Annotated in this window: 17 protein-coding genes and 1 pseudogene; 11 read left to right on the top strand and 7 right to left on the bottom strand. The window is 45.2% G+C overall.

What is annotated here, in order from left to right; translation table 11 throughout:
* Positions 1-58: 58 nt before the first annotated feature.
* Positions 59-1,087: an NADH:flavin oxidoreductase/NADH oxidase gene (locus QFZ78_RS22610; protein ID WP_307550891.1), complete on the bottom strand. Its 1,029-nt coding sequence runs from the start codon at positions 1,085-1,087 to the stop codon at positions 59-61.
* Between the two features lie 159 nt (positions 1,088-1,246).
* Here QFZ78_RS22610 and QFZ78_RS22605 point away from each other — a divergent pair, with 159 nt between their 5' ends.
* The 3 genes from QFZ78_RS22605 to hxlB all read left to right on the top strand — a co-directional run bounded on the left by QFZ78_RS22605 (position 1,247) and on the right by hxlB (position 2,957).
* Positions 1,247-1,567 carry a winged helix-turn-helix transcriptional regulator gene (locus QFZ78_RS22605; RefSeq protein WP_307550889.1) on the top strand — a complete coding sequence of 107 codons (321 nt, stop codon included), beginning with the start codon at positions 1,247-1,249 and terminating at the stop codon, positions 1,565-1,567.
* A 191-nt stretch (positions 1,568-1,758) separates the two neighbouring features.
* On the top strand, positions 1,759-2,394 hold the full coding sequence (gene hxlA, locus QFZ78_RS22600; protein WP_307550888.1) for a 3-hexulose-6-phosphate synthase: 636 nt from the start codon (positions 1,759-1,761) through the stop codon (positions 2,392-2,394).
* Positions 2,395-2,399: 5 nt separating this feature from the next.
* The gene (gene hxlB, locus QFZ78_RS22595) at positions 2,400-2,957 is read left to right on the top strand and encodes a 6-phospho-3-hexuloisomerase (RefSeq protein ID WP_307550887.1); all 558 of its coding nucleotides are present in this window, start codon (positions 2,400-2,402) and stop codon (positions 2,955-2,957) included.
* 182 nt (positions 2,958-3,139) lie between these two features.
* Here hxlB and QFZ78_RS22590 read toward each other — a convergent pair whose 3' ends face one another.
* Complete coding sequence (locus tag QFZ78_RS22590; protein WP_307550885.1) at positions 3,140-3,565, bottom strand: DUF6843 domain-containing protein; 426 nt, start codon at positions 3,563-3,565, stop codon at positions 3,140-3,142.
* A 192-nt stretch (positions 3,566-3,757) separates the two neighbouring features.
* Between QFZ78_RS22590 and QFZ78_RS22585 the strand changes: the two genes are divergently transcribed.
* On the top strand, positions 3,758-5,128 hold the full coding sequence (locus tag QFZ78_RS22585) for a sodium-dependent transporter (RefSeq protein WP_307550883.1): 1,371 nt from the start codon (positions 3,758-3,760) through the stop codon (positions 5,126-5,128).
* 130 nt (positions 5,129-5,258) lie between these two features.
* On the opposite strand, the pseudogene QFZ78_RS22580 reads toward QFZ78_RS22585, so the two are convergent.
* Together QFZ78_RS22580 and QFZ78_RS22575 are read right to left on the bottom strand one after the other, a co-directional pair.
* Positions 5,259-5,432, bottom strand: a pseudogene (locus QFZ78_RS22580) (small acid-soluble spore protein H); the annotation flags it as partial.
* Positions 5,433-5,546: 114 nt separating this feature from the next.
* Positions 5,547-5,966 (bottom strand): hypothetical protein, encoded by a 420-nt coding sequence (locus tag QFZ78_RS22575; RefSeq protein ID WP_307550882.1) that lies wholly within the window; start codon positions 5,964-5,966, stop codon positions 5,547-5,549.
* Positions 5,967-6,211: 245 nt separating this feature from the next.
* On the opposite strand from QFZ78_RS22575, the gene rlmN reads away from it, so the two are divergent.
* The 4 genes from rlmN to QFZ78_RS22555 all read left to right on the top strand — a co-directional run bounded on the left by rlmN (position 6,212) and on the right by QFZ78_RS22555 (position 9,433).
* On the top strand, positions 6,212-7,309 hold the full coding sequence (gene rlmN, locus QFZ78_RS22570) for a dual-specificity RNA methyltransferase RlmN (protein ID WP_307550880.1): 1,098 nt from the start codon (positions 6,212-6,214) through the stop codon (positions 7,307-7,309).
* Positions 7,310-7,423: 114 nt separating this feature from the next.
* A complete protein-coding gene (locus QFZ78_RS22565) occupies positions 7,424-7,999 on the top strand; it encodes a uracil-DNA glycosylase (protein WP_307550878.1) in 576 nt (191 codons plus the stop codon).
* A complete protein-coding gene (locus tag QFZ78_RS22560; RefSeq protein WP_307550876.1) occupies positions 8,000-8,602 on the top strand; it encodes a DNA-3-methyladenine glycosylase in 603 nt (200 codons plus the stop codon).
* A 138-nt stretch (positions 8,603-8,740) separates the two neighbouring features.
* The gene (locus QFZ78_RS22555; RefSeq protein WP_307550875.1) at positions 8,741-9,433 is read left to right on the top strand and encodes a dioxygenase family protein; all 693 of its coding nucleotides are present in this window, start codon (positions 8,741-8,743) and stop codon (positions 9,431-9,433) included.
* Positions 9,434-10,046: 613 nt separating this feature from the next.
* Here the strand turns inward: QFZ78_RS22555 and QFZ78_RS22550 are convergent.
* Positions 10,047-10,553, bottom strand: a complete 507-nt coding sequence (locus tag QFZ78_RS22550) for a hypothetical protein (RefSeq protein WP_307555841.1) — start codon at positions 10,551-10,553, stop codon at positions 10,047-10,049.
* Between the two features lie 241 nt (positions 10,554-10,794).
* Here QFZ78_RS22550 and QFZ78_RS22545 point away from each other — a divergent pair, with 241 nt between their 5' ends.
* Positions 10,795-11,454, top strand: a complete 660-nt coding sequence (locus tag QFZ78_RS22545) for a glycosyltransferase (protein WP_307550873.1) — start codon at positions 10,795-10,797, stop codon at positions 11,452-11,454.
* Positions 11,455-11,519: 65 nt separating this feature from the next.
* Here the strand turns inward: QFZ78_RS22545 and thrC are convergent, their stop codons facing one another.
* Positions 11,520-12,908, bottom strand: coding sequence for a threonine synthase (thrC, locus tag QFZ78_RS22540; protein WP_307550871.1), 1,389 nt, complete (start codon positions 12,906-12,908; stop codon positions 11,520-11,522).
* A 203-nt stretch (positions 12,909-13,111) separates the two neighbouring features.
* The gene (locus QFZ78_RS22535; RefSeq protein WP_307550869.1) at positions 13,112-14,797 is read right to left on the bottom strand and encodes a hypothetical protein; all 1,686 of its coding nucleotides are present in this window, start codon (positions 14,795-14,797) and stop codon (positions 13,112-13,114) included.
* Between the two features lie 273 nt (positions 14,798-15,070).
* Here QFZ78_RS22535 and QFZ78_RS22530 point away from each other — a divergent pair, with 273 nt between their 5' ends.
* Together QFZ78_RS22530 and QFZ78_RS22525 are read left to right on the top strand one after the other, a co-directional pair.
* On the top strand, positions 15,071-16,816 hold the full coding sequence (locus QFZ78_RS22530) for an ABC transporter ATP-binding protein (RefSeq protein ID WP_307555839.1): 1,746 nt from the start codon (positions 15,071-15,073) through the stop codon (positions 16,814-16,816).
* Positions 16,817-16,842: 26 nt separating this feature from the next.
* Positions 16,843-18,591: an ABC transporter ATP-binding protein gene (locus QFZ78_RS22525; RefSeq protein ID WP_307550867.1), complete on the top strand. Its 1,749-nt coding sequence runs from the start codon at positions 16,843-16,845 to the stop codon at positions 18,589-18,591.
* Positions 18,592-18,977: the final 386 nt, after the last annotated feature.

Raw genomic sequence — 18,977 nt, 5'->3', positions numbered from 1 at the left:
GACATTTTATTAAAAGAAGCCGCCCTTAATTATCTAAGGGTGGCTCCTTTTTTTCATATTAGTAAGCTCGAATATATTGTTTTGGAATATTATTTGGTTCATTGCGAAGCGTAATGGCAGCATGTGTTGCCCAGTACGGATCACGCAGCATGCCACGGGCAATCGCTACGAAGTCAGCATCTTCGCTGCCGATAACGGATTCAGCAAGCGCTGGATCTTCGAGCATACCTACAGCAATAACGGGTACATTCAGCGACTCGCGGATTTTACGTGCGAACGGAACCTGATAGCCCGGGTAATTGCCTGGTTTTCTCTCTCCAGCAGGTCCTTCTCCGCCAGAACTCACATGAAAAGCATCTACTCCTGCAGCTTGGTAGGCTTTGGACAGCTCGATAGCATGATCAATATCATATCCGCCATCGACATACTCCACTGCGGAGATGCGGAAGATGAGCGGCATGTCAGCAGGCATTTCTTTCTTTACGGCTTGAATGACTTCTACACCAAAGCGGGCAAGGTCTTGACCGTAAACATCGTCTCTTTTATTCGTTAGAGGCGATTGGAACTGATGGATCAAATAGCCGTGTGCTCCATGAAGCTCGATCGTATCCACACCAGCTTGTACAGCGCGGCGGGCTGCATCACCGAATTTTTTAACCACGTCTTGAACCTCTTCGGTTGCAAGGGCGCGAGGCATTTTGTAAGCTGATCCCGGAAACTGTATCGCAGATGGGGCAACTGGGACTGCCGCGTCTTCTGCTTTGCGTCCCGCATGAGCGATCTGAATCCCGATTTTTGTGTTATGCGCGTGTACACCGTCAATAATTTTGGCGAAGGCCGGAATCTGCTCGTCTGACCATATGCCTAAGTCGAAATCGGTAATGCGCCCATCGGGATCAACATCCGTCATTTCCATAATAATGAGGCCTGTACCGCCAATAGCGCGGCTAAGATAGTGAACATAGTGCCATTCATTTGGCTTTCCGTCTTTAGCTGTAACCGAATATTGACACATTGGCGCCATAACAATGCGATTATTTATGTGTAAACCTTTCAGATCATAGGAAGCAAATAATTTCTGAGTCATAGTCATCTCTCCTTTTAGCTATTTATGAAGACAACCCTAACAAGGGTTCCTATTGCAACTGATAGTCACGCCATTTATTATTAATGGTATTGCAACTAAAAGCAAGTACCTACTTTTAAGTACTATAGTATCAAAAAGTATACTAAAGGAGTCGTTACCATGGGCGATCAACGATTTAAGAACTCGGTAGAAATGACCTTGAAAGTCATTGGCGGCAAATGGAAGCTGGTCATTCTTTGTCATCTGATGGACGGCGTCAAACGCTTTGGCGAGTTAAAAAGAGGGATGCCTGACATTACGCAAAAAATGTTAACCCAACAACTACGCGAATTAGAGGATGACGGCATTATCCATCGGGAAGTATTCGTTCAAGTACCTCCGAAAGTCGAATATTCTTTAACGCAATATGGCCTAACCATGGAGGAAGTGCTCAATGTAATGGCTGATTGGGGGCATAACCACCAAGAACGAATTAACTGAAGCTCAAATGTTACAAAAAAATTCAAGTTGTAGGGACCTTTAACTTCGTGTTGACGGTCTTTTTTGTCATTCATAGTTTCCAAATGGGTACTACGTCACTGAATAGTGCGTACTTCCTTTTCGAAAAGTATCATCGTACAATTGGACCCATGAACAATACAAAACAAAATTATATGAGGAGCGAGTCATCCATGGAACTTCAATTAGCGTTAGATCTTGTCGACATTCCGCAAGCCAAGAAATTGGTGAAAGAAGTGGAAGCATATATAGATATCGTTGAAATTGGCACACCGGTTGTCATTAATGAAGGACTTCGCGCGGTCAAAGAAATCAAAGCAGCTTTTCCTAACCTCAGAGTATTGGCTGACTTGAAAATTATGGACGCCGCTGGCTACGAAGTTATGAAAGCATCCGAAGCAGGAGCAGACATCGTTACCGTATTAGGTGCCTCCGAAGACATGACGATCAAAGGTGCTGTAGAAGAAGCTAGAAAACAAGGCAAACAAATTCTGGTTGATATGATCTCTGTGAAAAATCTTGAGCAGCGTGCTCAAGAGATCGACGCACTCGGCGTTGATTATATCTGTGTGCACACAGGTTATGATCTACAAGCAGTCGGAAAGAATTCATTTGAAGATCTTCTGACGATCAAGCGTGTTGTGAAGCAGGCCAAAACAGCGATTGCGGGAGGCATTAAATTAAGTACACTTCCGGAAGTTATCAAAGCGAATCCTGATCTTGTTATTGTCGGCGGAGGTATTACTGGACAAGAAGACCAGCAAGCTGCAGCCGCAGAAATGCAGAAATTGATCAAACAAGGATCTTAATTCGCATGGAAACGAATCTGTATTTAGCTGAAATCCTTCATGAGCTGCAGCAGGGTGCCAACCAGCTGAATGACGATCAAGCGGATCGTTTTGTAGAGCGGATCATGGAGTCAAGCAAGGTTTTTGTAGCTGGGGCCGGTAGATCCGGCTTGATGGCCAAAGCTTTCGCAATGAGGCTGATGCATATGGGCATTGATGCTTACGTTGTGGGTGAGTCGATCACGCCAAATGTCACGGAAAAAGACATGCTGATCATCGGATCAGGTTCTGGGGAAACCAAGAGTCTCTTATCGATGGCAGAGAAGGCCAAAACCTTGCAGGCTTCTGTCGCGCTAGTAACGATATTCCCAGAATCAAAGATCGGACAGCTTGCGGATATCGTCGTTAAGCTTCCTGGCTCGCCTAAAGATAAGTCGTCTAGCAATTACTCCACCATACAACCAATGGGCTCGCTATTTGAGCAAACTCTCTTGCTATTCTTTGACGCTGTCATCCTTCGGTTAATGGAGAAAAAAGGTTACGACTCCACGACCATGTTTGGTCGACACGCTAATTTGGAATAAACGGGTCTGTCTCAAAAATAAATAAATTCACTTAGGGACTCAGAAAACAAAAAATGAGATGGCAAGGTTAATCTTGCCTTCTCATTTTTTGTTTTTATGTCGATTGCAAGGGAAAGTCTCGCCAGACTTCTAGATAGAGGAAAGTCGATTCGTTAGTATGGGAAATCTGCGATAAGTGGTTTTTACTCCCATTGCTCTTTTGTCCCAACAAAAAAACGAAGTTTTTCTGGTATTTTAGTTGTTGTGCCATCAGCGTTCCCTATTTCCCCAGAACTAGTTCCTAAACCATGTATCATTATCACAGTCTCAGGAAGTTTTGTTTTTTGTCCATTATAATCAACATAATAAAAAACCATAGAGCCACTAATGTTTCTACTTGAGGTCTTTATTTTTCCAGAGGGCGGGACTTCATAAACCATGTAATTCCCTTCATGTTTCAACGCAGGAAATTCAGGTTGATCAAATACAACTTCTATCCACCCCGAATATTCTTTGGGTAATAGAAACTTATGAGTTGGATTATCCGGATTGCCGAAAATAATTATTGTCCCTAATATTAGACAGACAATTACCGAGACTGTGATAGCAATACCTAGTATCTTCTTCACAAATATCCCTGCTTTCTAAGGTTAGTTTCCATTACATAAATGTCGCCTAACAACAGAGAATAAGGAACAAGAATAGAGATTTTCACTACGTATTTCTGCTGTTGAGATTTGTGAAATTTTACAAGGTGACGAGAGACGGATTCTCCAGTAATATTATGGCATCAAAATAACGTTAGGAGTTCATCATTCATCATGAGCAACGATCAGACATCAGGACAAGCAGCAGGCAAAAAAACAGGAACGGTTGAGCGTTTTACGTCTACAGGTTTTATTTTGGCTGCGATCGGCAGCTCGGTAGGGCTGGGCAACATGTGGAAGTTTCCCTACATTACGGGTAAACATGGCGGTGCCGCCTTTTTCCTATTATTCATCATATGTTTAATTATTGTAGGCTTACCTATTTTACTTGCAGAAATGACGATTGGCCGCGGCGGTAGAGGTAACGCATCGGTATCTTTCTTTAATCTGACGGGCAAAAAATACTGGGGAGCATTCGGGTTATTATCGATTCTTACCGCTTTCATGATCATGTCCTATTACGCGGTAGTCGCGGGATGGACACTCCATTATACAGTAGAGTCATTTACTGGCATCTTGTTCCAAGAGGGCTCCGACTATAAAGACAAGTTCCTATCATTCGCTTCGGGCTACTGGCCTATCTTCTGGCAGGCTGTTGTTATGGTGGTTACGGGCGGGGTTCTTGCTAAAGGGGTTTCTGGTGGTATCGAGAAATTCAACAAAGTTTTGATTCCCGGATTTCTCATCATCCTACTGGTTCTTATGGTCCGTTCGCTTACGCTCCCAGGAGCGGGAGAAGGGGTATCCTTCTTCTTAAAACCTGACTTCTCCAAGCTGGACGCGGAGTCTGCGCTAGTTGCTTTGGGACATGCGTTCTTTTCCTTATCGCTAGGGATGGGCTGTATGTTAACCTATGGGTCCTATGTGGAAAAAAGACAATCACTTGGCACAGCAACTCTCGCCATTGGTTTCGGTGATTTGGTATATGCTTTCATCGCGGGACTAGTCATTTTCCCAACAGTGTTTTCTTACGGGCTTCAGCCTGGCGAAGGCGTAGGCTTGGCGTTCATGGCGCTGCCTGCAGCGTTCTCGCAAATGCCATTTGGCTTCTTCTTTGGTGGTCTATTCTTCTTGCTCCTAGCCATTGCGGCGTTGACTTCAGCGATTTCCATTTTAGAAGTACCAGTCGCTTATGCCATGCATAAATGGCAGTGGAGCCGCAAAAAATCAGCGGTTATCTTATCCATCCTTTGCTTCTTAGTAGGTGTTCCTTCAGGGCTTTCTGTTGGAGGTGTGCTAGGGGATTTCAATCCTGGAGGTAAAAGCATTTTTGATTGGATGGACTTCATTACTTCCTATGTTCTGATGCCATTCGGTGGGTTAGTCGTTACCTTGTTTACGGGATACGCGTGGAAAAAGGCTGGAGAAGAAGCAGGTTTGAAAGGGTTTTGGTATAAAGCCTGGATGTTTTTACTGCGCGTAGTAGCTCCTGTTCTTATCGTTTGTGTATTCTTGCATTCGATAGGTATAATTAAATTTTCATAGATCTGTACCCAATATCATTAGTCAAGAGGATACCGCGAAGGTATCCTCTTTCTTTTTTTCTTATTTCTTTTCAATCGTTCGGCAATGGGCATATCATTTTAATATCTTCCATCTCCAACATTTGAGAGCTCTCGACTAGACTGCTCAAAGGGACACTTTGCTCATTTTCCGGTTGATCCAAGGGATAAATTCTGGCGGTTTCATTCTTGTCGTCAACATGTTGGATGTAGATCGGCGTCCCATTATAAGTAACATCAACCATGACAGGTGAAACAGCAATCTCTTGAGCGCGTTGATTGTTCATTTTTTGGCCTCCTTCACGTACTAGTTACATTATTTGTGTATGTGAAAGGATGTATTCATGGAAAGACACCCCCAGCTTTAGCTTTTTGGAGGTGCCTTATATTTTAGTTAATTCTTATATTAAGATGATAGCTCTTGCTACCCAGCTAAATTTATTCAGCTGAGCAGATGTACCGTCACCAACTGTAATAAATGAACCGGTTAAAGTGATCCCGCGGTTGATTGTTGACCTTTGAATATAGCCCTCATAGAGCTGATTGTTGATTCCTGCGATGCTGCCACCCGTCACAAATCTTAGAAAAGTAATTTTACCAGAAGGTACATCGTACCACCCTCGGATAGGATTCCAAAATACCGTTCCTGTCACAAAACCATTACTGCCGACAGTAGTGTTTAGCAGGCCTCTAAATCCATTAGCTTCGATAGACCAGGTTGCTCTAATAATAGGAATTTGAGTAGGACGCACACGACGTTTTTTAAGTAGGACCGCTTGGGTTTTAAAATAAATAGGGAGCTTCTCTGTTTTGGATGCCATTCTTCTCACTTCCTTTTATCCTATTCTATGTAAAAGTGGTGGAAACTGAATGGATTAATAGATTAGTAGAATAGCGTATTATTCGAAAAAAGGATGGTAAAATAAGAGGTAGATAAAGGAACGGGTATGACTTCTCACTCCCCTTGTGTTCATGAAGGATTTTTGGCACAATAATAAACAGATGGTACGCTTCGGCTGCTTAGTAGAATAGGACTGTATGTGAAAGTCTTGAAAAGAGGATAACGATGAATAAACAATCCATCTATGGATTAACGTTGGATCAATTGATTGCATGGCTTGAGCAAAATGGACACAAAAAATCGCGGGCATTACAAGTCTGGGATTGGCTATATCGGAAGCGGGTAACCGACTTTTCAGAGATGACGGATGTGAAGCAGGATTGTATTCAGAGTCTGGAAGAGCATTTCGTCATTCAGACGTTGACTGAACATACGAGGCAAGAATCAGCGGACGGTACGATGAAGTTCCTTTTCAAGCTGCAGGATGGTAATTTGATCGAGACCGTGTTGATGAGACATAAATTCGGGTTGTCCGTGTGTGTAACGACGCAGGTCGGCTGTAACATTGGGTGCAGCTTCTGTGCGAGCGGGCTTTTGGCCAAAAGTCGTGATCTATCCAGCGCAGAAGTCGTGGAACAAATTATGAAGGTTCAGTTTCATTTGGACAAAGCGGCCAAAGACGAACGAGTCAGCCACATTGTTGTGATGGGCATTGGCGAGCCATTTGATAATTTCGAAAATATGGTTGATTTTATCCGCGTTGTGAAAGACCAAAAAGGCCTAGACATTGCCGCTAGACATATTACAGTATCAACTAGTGGTCTTGCTAATAAAATTATCGAATTCGCGGACTCAGATTTGAAGGTAAATCTTGCGATTTCTCTGCATGCCCCGACGAACGAACTTCGTACCCGGATCATGAAAATAAACAAAGCGATTCCGATAGAGAAATTAATGCAGGCGATCGAGTACTATTTGGCCAAAACGAACCGGAGAATTACATTGGAGTACATTTTGCTGAAGGATGTTAACGACGGGAGAGAGCATGCGCTGCAATTAGCAGAGCTCATCCAGCATATTCGCCACCTTGCCAACGTGAACTTGATTCCTTACAATCCAGTAGATGAGCATAGTCAATATCAACGGAGCGAGCGGGAATCCGTGCGGGCTTTCTATGATACGTTGAAAAAGCAGGGCATTAGCTGCAGTGTTCGCCTTGAGCATGGAACGGATATTGATGCCGCTTGTGGACAATTAAGAAGTAAACAGATCAAACAATCCACAGGGGATAACCTGGGTCAGGATAGTTTGGTTGTAGGCTAATAGACAAGGCGAGAACCCATCAGATGCTGATCGGGTTCTTTTTTCGTTAAGAATAGCGGCTCCGGCATATAGGGAAAAATGTTTTTAGAACCAACTGGGATAGGAGATGTAAGCATGTTAGATTTCAAAGCCGTTATTCTACAGGAGGAAATTGCACCTTCTCATGCCATCGGATGCCAGCAATGTGAGCTCTCCAAGCAGCGCCACCGCGTGATTTGGGGGGAAGGTAATCCCGAAGCTCCGATTTTCATTATTATGGATAACCCGGGTGCCCGTGAAGACAAGGAGGGACAAGCTTTCATATGCAGTACAAGGGAAACTTTACAGATGGGGATAAGGGAAGCGGGGCTGGATTTGGGCTTGGTTTATGTAAGTTATTTATTGAAGTGCCGTCCGATTCGAGCCTATAACAAGCCCGTAGCCAGAGAGGCATGCTCTTCCCATTTAAAGCTTCAGCTTGAAGAGAAGAAACCCAGTTTGTTGTTTGGACTAGGGAATGTTGTTGTGGAGTCTATGTTTCCGGATGTTGAAGCCGATGTAAAAAGTTACAGGGGTAGGTGGCACACGTTCCAAGGGTTACCTGCTGCTTTCTCTTATCATCCACTCGCTGTACGCCGAAGACCCGTCCTCATGAAATATTTCACCGAGGATATTAAGCTTGTTGCTCAGAGGATCAAGGAAATGACTTAAATGGAGGTAGATGTTCTGTCTTCCCAACCTGTTACTGCTGCATTTTTTGAGCAGCCCACACTGTTCTTGGCTCGGTCGCTGCTCGGTAAATTGCTTGTGAAAGAAACCGAATTAGGCATATCTTCAGGCTGGATTGTTGAAACAGAAGCCTACATAGGTCCCGGGGACCGCGCCGCTCATAGCTTTGGCAATCGCAGGACACCGAGAACGGAAGTGATGTTCGGCCCTCCGGGCTATGTCTATACCTATGTGATGCATACCCATTGTCTAGTGAACATAGTAAGCGGGGAGCTAGGCCATCCAGAGGCTGTCTTAATTCGAGCTGTGGAGCCCTGTACTGGAATTGATCACATGTATGATCGCCGCGGCCATGATAAAAAACTAAAGGAGCTCACCAACGGTCCCGGCAAACTAACAAAAGCAATGGGCATTGTAAAAGAGGATTATGGAAGACCTTTTTTTGAGCGTCCTCTCTACATTGCGGAAGGAAAACCAGTAGAATCCGTTGCTGCTGGACCAAGAATCGGCATCGACAATAGTGGAGAAGCCAGAGAATACCCGTGGCGATTCTGGGTTGAAGGGAACCCTTTTGTTTCAAAATAGCTAAGGAGCTGCATTTTTTCGTCTATCCTGTACCTGTTTTCAGTAAACTTTAAGCCAATCTTAGGCTGAATTTCAGGGAATTCCCCCAGTTCCATGCTATTATATTCGTACAAGAGTTTTGAAATGGGGGGGACGACAATGGAAGAAAAGCAAAATGAGCTGAAATCTATAAATAAGAAAATAACGCGTCGTCGGTTCTTGGTATCCAGTGTTTTAATGGTCACCAGTGCGGCGTTAGCAGCCTGTGGAATCAATTTAGGCGGAGGAGCAACGACGCAGCCTGAAGGTAATCAAGCAAAGGAAACAGCGAGCGAATCACCGAAAGCTGCAAATCTGGAGCCAACACCTGCGTGTGGTTCACCAGAGGAGATGACGCCAGCAGTCACGGAAGGTCCGTATTTTACACCTAACTCGCCGGAGAAAAGCTCCCTGCTAGAGCAAGGGATGAAAGGGACGAAGCTTACGCTTGTAGGCTACGTTGTATCCACGTCGTGTAAACCGGTTGCGCATGCGTTATTAGACTTCTGGCAAGCAGATGCCGACGGTCAATATGATAACAAAGGCTTCACCCTTCGGGGGCATCAATATACGGATGATAAAGGCAAGTTTACATTAGAAACGGTTGTACCGGGCTTGTACCCAGGGCGAACACGCCATATCCATGTGAAGGTGCAGGCGCCGAATGGTCAGGTGCTGACGAGTCAGCTTTTTTTCCCGAATGAAGCGGGTAATGCGAAGGATGGCATCTACAACAAAGCACTGCTGATGGATATTAAAAGCAATGCGGATGGCAGTCAGTCGGGCTCCTATCAATTCGTTGTAAAGGTATAAATAAAGGAGCCCATGAGAAATCATGAGGCTCCTTTTCGTCTTAAATAGGTAAGAATTTTGTTTCTTGGGTAAGCAGAGCTTGTCCCCTGATTTAGCTTCTTTAATTGTGGGTTTTGCAGATTGAGATGGTTGGTAAGTGATTTTTCATTTGGTGAGTTGGTTTTTTGGGTCTGGGTTCTGGTTGGAGGAGGAGAGGGAGGGGGGCCTGCCCTTAGTCTCTATCTGTCTTTGACCTTGACTTTGTGTTTGACTTTTTTCTTTGTTCTTGTTCTTGTCTTCGGTCTATTCCCCGCAAAAGTTGTACAAAGTACAACAATTCCGTTGGTTTCTTCTCAATAAGCTGTAAATGTTGTAGGTCGTACAACAATTTAGCCTAATTTCATTGAATTGAGCTAATTCTCTAAAGTATTGTTGTATTTTCTACAACATTCGCGGGGATGAAGCTGTTTTAGCCTACGTAAAGTTGTACATTATACAACTTTAAGAATACCTTTGACCAAACATTTCTGGAATAAGCGACTTTTGTGATGATAAAAGTTTGCGTCTAAACTTACCGCATTAACTAACAAACCCTCTCGTCAAAAGGAGGGTGTAATCCGTATTCTTGAAAGGATTACATTGATTTCCGATTACGCGTAAACATCATGAAGCCGCCTGCTATGATGAGAACGATGGCGATTATCGGTTGGTTGTGGAAAAATTGGCTGAAAATCGAGCCTATAGAGAAAATGGCGAAGAACAAAAGGGACATGACGGTTAGAATGTTAATCGGGATGAGTAACCATTTATTTCGTCCTCCGAACCAATACAGTTCGAATAAACCGACAGCAACAGCCAGCATAAATCCAGGCCACATAAGGTGCCAGATATCGAACAGCATGGAGATTTGGCAGATGACGCCAGTCGTTAAAACGATCCCTCCTGGGACAAGCACGCCAACACCCCGCCGCTGCAGGATGAAGAAGTATAACCAGTGGAAAAATACGCCCACGGGTATGACGAACAAAGTTGGCCAGAAATACTCAAAGATGGTACCGGTATTGAACGTACTATCACCTTTTAGAAACATAAAAATCCCTAAGATAATTAATATAGGGCCAAGAAAGGCGCTGCGATTCATATTCAACATGCTCACTCCTAAATGTTATTATCCATTCTTAATTACTTTAAGAATAACATGACAAGGGATAAGTGTCTTCCTACTCAGGGGGAGGATGGGTATCGGTCGGAGGACTGATTTTTACTGCGTTGTGGTCTTCCTTTCTTGTTTGAGAACGTGAATGAGTTTCATGAATGAAAATAGTCCACAAGCACACAATAAACGGAATGTACACCGATTTATGCCAAAAGGATTGATGTTGATGAAAGGCAAGTTTGTAAAGGTAACGCTGCTATCAATGTCCATTGCCTTAAGTGTTGTTCCGCTCAGAGCAGAGGCTAAGGTAGTGGACGAACACGCCGTCGTAAAAATGCAATGCTACAGCCAATCGATGGTAAAGCTGAAAGGTGACTTAAGAAAGCTATGGCTCGAGCATATGCTATGGACGAGAAGCTACCTCGTAAGCGCCCTAGCTGGTCTAGAAGATCAAGAGAAAGTGCTGGCTAGACTACTTAAGAATCAGAAGGATATCGGAAATGCGATAAAACCTTATTATGGGGAAGCAGCCGGTAATAAGTTAGGAGACCTGTTGACAGAGCATATCGTCATAGCGGGCAAAGTTGTAGCTGCAGCCAAAAGCGGCAATGCGCCTGATTTCGAGAAGTATAATAAGGAATGGTATCGGAATGCTGATGATACCGCCGCATTTCTCAGTAAAGCGAATCCGAATTGGCCCATGAAAACTCTACAAGATATGTTATATGGGCACTTGCAATTGCTCACAAACAACGTGTCAGCTAGGCTCAAAAAGGACTGGGATGCGGATATTGCTGCGTTCGATCAAGGCGAGGAGCATATTATTATGCTAGCTGATCTTCTTTCGGATGGGATCATAAAACAATTTCCTAAACAGTTTAAGTAACGGGGATAAACAAGTATAAATAAAAAAGCCTCGAAGACAATCGTCTTCGGGGCTTCTTCGCATCATTAGAAAAACTTAACGAGTTGAGCCTTGATCTCGTCGTTCGTACCACCAACGACCGTCTGGAACTGCGGCTTATCGAATAGCGCTTGAATTTGCTGTGGATAAGTCTGCTCAATGCTGCGCAAACGGATCGACTCATCGAATTTAGCTGGATGAGCGGTCGAAAGGGCAACCGTCACTTCACCATCTACAGCGAGTTTGTCAGCAGCAGCTACCCCGCAAGCTGTGTGCGGATCGAGCAGATACGCGTATTTCTCATAGTACTCGCTGATTGTGTCGAGGCACTCTTCATTCTGAACGCCATAGGCAGCGAAGTCAGCTTGCACGGCTTGCAGCTTATCAGCAGGGATAACAACACGGCCTTCAGCCTTGAACTGATCCATGATGGCCGAGACAGCTTGTGCGTCTTCGCCATAGAGGTAGAACAAGTAGCGCTCGAAGTTGCTAGCCACTTGAATGTCCATGGAAGGACTGTGTGTTCCACGGAACGCTCCTGGTTGGTAAACACCGTCCTGTACGAAACGTTCAAGAATATTGTTTTCGTTCGTTGCGAGAATGAGTTTATGGACGGGAAGACCCATTTTCTGTGCCAAGTAACCAGCAAAGATATCGCCGAAGTTACCAGTCGGCACACTGAAATTGACCTTCTCAGCCTGATTATTTTTCGCTAATTGGAAGTAAGCATAGAAGTAATATACCGTTTGTGCCAAAATGCGGGCAATGTTGATTGAGTTAATCGCGCGCAAATGGTAGCGGTGCTTGAACTCGACGTCGGCGAACAATTCCTTAATAATACGCTGGCAGTCGTCGAAAGTGCCTTCAACGGAAAGATTCAGCACATTCGCGTCATCAACGGTGGTCATCTGCAATTCTTGAACCTTGCTGACCTTCCCGTGTGGGTGAAGGATACAGATTCGGATGCCTTCTTTACCTCGTACACCTTCAATCGCTGAAGCTCCTGTATCCCCTGAAGTGGCTCCAAGAATATGGATAATCGAATTCGTTTTGCGAGATACGTACGAGTAGAGATTGCCCAAGAATTGAAGAGCGATGTCTTTGAAAGCAAAAGTAGGTCCGTGGAACAATTCCAGCACGTACGTGCCGTCGTTCAGACGTTTGACCGGTGTCACAGCGTCATCCCGAAAGGTTGCATAGCTATCGTCAACGAGCTGCTTCAGCTCATTGCGAGGGATTTCGTTATTCACATATAGCGAGAAGATTTCAAGAGCCAACTCCGAGTAGGAGAGCTGTTGCCACTTCTGTAACGTGTCTGCCGATAATTGTGGGATATGCTTAGGAACAAGTAAACCGCCGTCGTCTGCCAATCCCATCAAGATGGCATCAATGAAGCCGATGGGTTCTACTTTTCCGCGAGTGCTAATGTATTCCATATGAGTCCCCTTACGATTGAATTTTCAGTTATTGTATCAAAAATCAGACCATTTGGACAGTGTAGATACTTTACAAATGAGCAAGAAAACCCTCCAAAGATGGAAGGGTTCGTAGATTTGCCTTTATTATTACCACGTGCAACGATGCTAATTTTATTATCTGAGAATCACATGTCCATTCACACCTATTCTTGCAAGTGGAATTAATCGTTAATGCTCAGCAGTTGACTGACACCTGATGCATAATCGGTTTTGAATGCGGCAGCGTCATCTTCGCTGACACTTCCAGCAGTCACGAAGGCATTCATATTCTCGTTCGCTTGAGCTAACAATTTATAGAGCAAGGAATCGGAATCTGTTTGTGCTGCTTGTGCCAAACTCTGACCTTGTGCTACACGCTTCGTCAAATCAGCAACCTCGATATTCGAAACGGTAGCGACATCATTCATAATACGGTCCAAGCGTTCTGCCAAGTAGCTTTTCGCATCAACCGGGACCTTGTAGCCTCGTGTACCGATGGCATCATTCAGCAATGCATAAGCATCTTGTTTCGTTGCATCTTTATCACTGGCATTCAACCAGCCATTTTGAACTGCTCGGCTCAAATAATTATCAACTCTAGATTGCAGAACCCCAAGAAGCTCGTCGTCTGCGAGGTTTGTTGCCTCTACCAGCGTTTTTCCTGAACCTAACGCGGCTTCCAGGTCACCTACAGGAGAACCGATGTACCCGGCGCTATCGCTGATGATGGAGCGTATACTTTCAGCAGCGATTCCTTTGTTGCTGCTGCCGACAATGCTTTGTCCGTATCCATTTTGTGTGATAGCATCGCCTAGTTGTTTGGCAGCACTTTGCTCGAGCTGGCTCGCCAATTTAGCAGAGATATTACCGGCTTGCCATTCGGTTTCGAACCCTTGGTTTATGTTGCTCGTTAATTGGGAGAGTAAGTCGTCATAGGCCAGACCCGACGCCGAAACCAAACTTTGTCCAGCGCTCAGAGCGTCAACCACGTCGCTATAATCTTTACTTGCGAAGATAGCTGTTGCTTGAATGGTCCAATCCATCTTATCGGAGAGAACAGATTGCCCGTATTTCTCCATCCAGCTCGTTGTTGCTATATCGTATCCTTTCTCCCTGACAATCTGTGCCACAGCCGCAGCTCCGGTTTGCTCGGCTTTATCGAGAAGGTCGGCTTGGAGCCCGCCGGTTGTTACAGCCGCCTGCAAGTCACTATTTAGCATGGCTGTCAAGGAATCTGTCAATGTACCAGCGTCAATCCCAGTAGCTTCGGCTAAGCTCTGACCATTGCGAAGGGCAGCTCTTAGCCCAGAGGAGTTAATGTCTGTTGCAATACTTGCTGTATCCGAGATGATGTTTTGCAGGCGATTATGAATAATTTCAGAGCCATTGTTATGTATGGACGTCGTAAGAGCCGTTTTTTTCCAACTACCGGAAACGAGATCATTAATTCGAGAAGTGGCAAGCTGTTGAAGTTGTGTTGATTCTTTCTGTGTAAGTTCGCCTGTTTTAACCTGATAAGCAAGATCTTGTAAGAAGAAATCGGTGAGCTTTGCAACTAAATCTGATTGTCCCAGCCCGGAAGCGGCTGCTAGGCTTTGATTATTTGCAATTGCGTTAAGTACATCACTACTATCTATATCTGCTGCTACGGCGGTATACTGGTCTAGTTTGCTCAGCCACCTGTTTAATACCAAGGTAGGATAATCTACAGTTATTGATGCAGCCTCGTCTGAAGTTGCTGCCTCTTGAGTCTGACTGTCAGGCGTAAGAGCATCACTCGCGTACGCTGAATGTACCGGTAATACAAGGCCGCTAGTCGAGGTGGCTAATACAGCTACCCCCATTAATACCACGAAATGTTTTTTCATAAAATACGCCATCCTTCCGATTTGAATTTTCCAGTTTTTCCTTCTGGTCTCTACAAATTGAAGTATAGATTTCCTACCTGAAAATGGAATGAAGGAACCCTGAAAACCAGCTGATATTCCGCTGAATGATTTCTGAGTAAATGCTGAGGATTGGCTGAATTTGAAATCGACCCTAAACGACGGGAAGTTTTATTTAAATTTATTTTGGCGTAGACTTGATCACGGGTAATCTATAGAATCAATATGTGCACACTAAAATGGAAAGGGGTGGAAATCTTGTCTTTTGTAATGAAATTGCGGTGGTTTTTCAAAGAAAGATGGAAATACTACGTGCTTGCTATCAGCTTGATGATCTGTGTGAATTTATTGGCGACAATTCCGCCTAAAATGATAGGGAATACAATCGATCAGATTGGCAGCGGCAGTTTAACGGCATCTAGCCTAAGTCAGACGGTCCTTCTGCTTGTAAGCTTGTCTCTCCTACTATATGTAATTACTTATGTTTGGATCACGACCCTATTCGGCAATTCGGCACTCGTTGAGAAAGTGCTCAGAGGGCGTTTGCTGGCTCATCTGACGAAAATGACACCGGCTTTCTTCCAACGAAACAGCACGGGTCAGTTAATGGCATTAGCCACTAATGACGTGCTCGCTATTGGCCAGACTGCTGGTTACGGCGTTATGACACTCGTTCACACGTTGGTTGGGGCATCCGTCGTTATTATTACGATGATCTCCCTCATTAGCTTCAAATTAATGATTGCGGCGCTGATTCCTCTGCCTTTTCTAGCCTTCGTGATTAGTAAGCTGGGTCAAAAAGTGAGAGTTCGGTTCCTTGCTGCACAGGCCTCTTTTGGCCAAATGAATGATCATGCACTTGAGTCCATCTCCGGTATTCGTGTGATTCGTTCTTATGTTCAGGAAGATCATGACCTAGTCGCCTTCGATAAAGTTACGTCGGAAGTGATGAATAAGAATAGACGCGTATCCATGTTGAATGCGCTTTTTCAGCCACTTACATCGTTAATTGTGGGTCTAAGTTATTCGATAGGCATTGGATATGGCTCCTATATGGTCTTTCATAATGAGATCACGCTGGGTCAGCTGATTTCATTTAATATTTACCTAGGTATGCTGATCTGGCCGATGATTTCTTTCGGCGAGTTTATTAATGTTCTGCAGCGCGGAAGTGCCTCGGCTGACCGTCTGGATACAGCGCTGATGCAAAAAGCGGATATTGTGGATGCCGATGCACCGATTTCGGTGAGTGTGCCGGAGCGTATCGAGATGAAGGAGTTAACCTTTACCTATCCGACAGCAAACCATCCAAGTCTCGTTAACGTTTCTTTCCAACTAGAAAGAGGGCAGACGCTAGGGATTGTAGGTCGGACGGGTAGCGGCAAAAGCACGCTGCTGAAGCAGCTGCTGCGGCAATTCCCGATTGAACCAGGTAAGCTGCTGTTCGCGGGCGTGCCGATTGAGAGAATCGCCTTGGATCAAGTGAAGCGTTGGGTGGCCTACGTTCCGCAGGAGCACCTGCTGCTGTCAAAATCTATTCGCGACAATGTCGCGCTGGGTAAGCACAACGCTTCGCCGGAAGAGATTGCACGGGCTGTTGAGATGGCCTCTTTTACCCAGGATATCGAGCAAATGCCAGAAGGCTTAGCGACAATTGTCGGCGAAAATGGCGTCATGCTGTCCGGTGGACAGAAGCAGCGTTTGGCAATTGCTAGAGCGCTTCTGATCGACTCGGAAATCCTGCTGCTGGATGACTCGTTATCCGCTGTCGACGCGCGTACGGAAAGCCGCATCCTCCAGCATATCCGTAAGGAACGTGCGGGCAGAACGACATTGATCAGCACGCACCGACTCTCGGCTGTGAGCCATGCGAATTGGATCCTCGTCCTAGATGAGGGGCGAATCGTCGAAGAAGGTACCCACGAAGAGCTGATGTTGTTCGGCGGCTGGTACCGAGAGCAGTGGGAGCGTCAACAAATGGAAGCGAGTTTGGAAGAATGACAAAAATAAGAAGGGAGGACGACAAGATGCAGAAACCGTCCACGGCGAGAAGGCTGATTTCGTATGCGCTCGTCTATAAGTTCAGGATTATCGGCGCGCTGCTCATTCTTTGCTGCGCAGTAGGCGCCGAGCTGGGCGGACCTTATATAACCAAAACCATTATCGATCAGCATTTGTCTACAGACACTCGTTCGATGGCGCCTGTACTTAAGTTGTTAGGCTTATATATGGGACTGCTCCTTATAGCAAGCGTTTGTAATTTCTTGCAAGCCTATTTGCTCCAATCTACGGCTTTGCAAATTATCAAAAACATGCGCATGGACTTAATGCAGCACATTCAGCGCATTTCGCTGCGCTATTTCGATAACACGCCGATCGGGCAGGTTGTATCTCGAATTGCGAACGATACCGAGGCGGTCCGCGACTTATTCATGAGCTTCATGGCGACGTTTGTCGTAAGCATGATGCAGCTAACGGGCATCTTCATAGCTTTATTCATTCTAGATTGGCATCTCGCTCTGTTTTGCTTGGTGCTGCCGCCTATCTTTGCTTTAATTATGGTCGTTCACTTAAAATATTCGAAAATCTTCATCACCATTATGCGTGCACGGCTGAGTGATATGAACGCGATGATTAATGAATCGATCGTAGTAATGCCAATTATTCAAGCTTTTCGCCGGGAGAAAGTGACGCTTGAGGAATTCGAAGTACTGAACAAGGATCGCTATGTGAATCAGCTTAAGCAGTTCCGCATTTTTTCCTTATCCTCTCGTAATATTGTGGGGACCATCGGTAGTTTAGTGACGGCTATGGTCATTTGGTATTTTGGCCGGGAATCGTTGACAGCTGTGATTTCTTTCGGGGTGTTTTATGCTTTCATCGATTATTTGGGGCGGATCTTTCAACCGATTATCGGGATTTTCGATCAATTGACGAATGCGCAAAGAGCCTTTGTTTCCGCGGATAAGGTGTTCACCATCCTAGACATGGAAGGTCAAGAGGTAGAGAAGACCGATAAGGTCAGCCGCCCGGAAGGCGTCGTGAAGTTCAAGAACGTAACCTTTGCCTATAAAGCAGGGGAAAACGTGCTGAAGCATATTTCGTTCGAAGCTCGCAAAGGGGAAACCGTAGCCTTGGTCGGACATACAGGCTCAGGCAAAAGCTCCATCATGAACCTGCTGCTAGGTTTCTATGAACCAGATGAAGGCAGCATTACGATTGATGGACGCGACATCCGGGGGATGTCCAAGCAAGCGCTGCGCAAGCATATGGGCATTGTTTTGCAGGATCCGTTCTTGTTTGCCGGAGATATCAAATTCAATGTGAGCCTCTATAATAAGGAGATTTCGCTTGAGCGCGTGAAAAATGCGCTAAGTGATGTAGGCGCGGCCTCCTTCATCGAGCAGCTGCCTAACGGCTATGATGAGCAGGTTGTGGAGAGGGGAAGCACCCTCTCTTCCGGCCAAAGACAGCTCATTTCATTCGCGCGTGCGTTGGCCTTCGACCCGTCGATTCTCATCTTGGATGAAGCGACAGCCAGCATCGACAGTGAGACGGAAGGGCTGATCCAGCGAGCGCTAAAGGTGGTCAGCGAAGGGCGCACGACTTTGATCATCGCGCATAGGCTGTCGACGATTCGCGACGCTGACCAAATTCTCGTGCTGCACCGCGGCGAGATTGCTGAGCGTGGCAACCATGAGACGCTGATGGCGCTGGGTGGCCGATACGCGAAGATGTATCAGCTGCAGAAGGGCGAGTCAGCTGTTGTAGGCTGACCTAAGCGTATAAAGCCCTGCCTATAACTGAAGCTTAAGACGTGTTGCAAGAGGATGAGCCTTTCCCGATAGGGGATGGTTTATCCTTTTGTCATTTTGCCGAGATCAGGCCATTTTGTTTTAAGAAGATGCAAAAAGTGCATGTATTTCCGTGATTAGACCACATATTTAGAAAGAACCTGCAAAAAGTGCAGCAAAAAGAACGCTTTTTAACCATATCGACTTGTTTCTATTTCGGGCTAGCTAAGTGGATATAATCGCTTTATAAGCAGAATGATAAAAGGAAGAACATTATTTTAAAAATACCCATTGACATCTATCTCAAAATAAAGTATCTTTAAATCAAGATATTACAAACTAAGATTTCGCAGCACAGCACGCACACC

This window comes from Paenibacillus sp. V4I5, assembly GCF_030817255.1.
Lineage (GTDB): Bacteria > Bacillota > Bacilli > Paenibacillales > NBRC-103111 > Paenibacillus_E.
The sequence above is the reverse complement of the archived record's forward strand: the minus strand, read 5'-3'. Positions and strand labels throughout refer to the sequence as shown.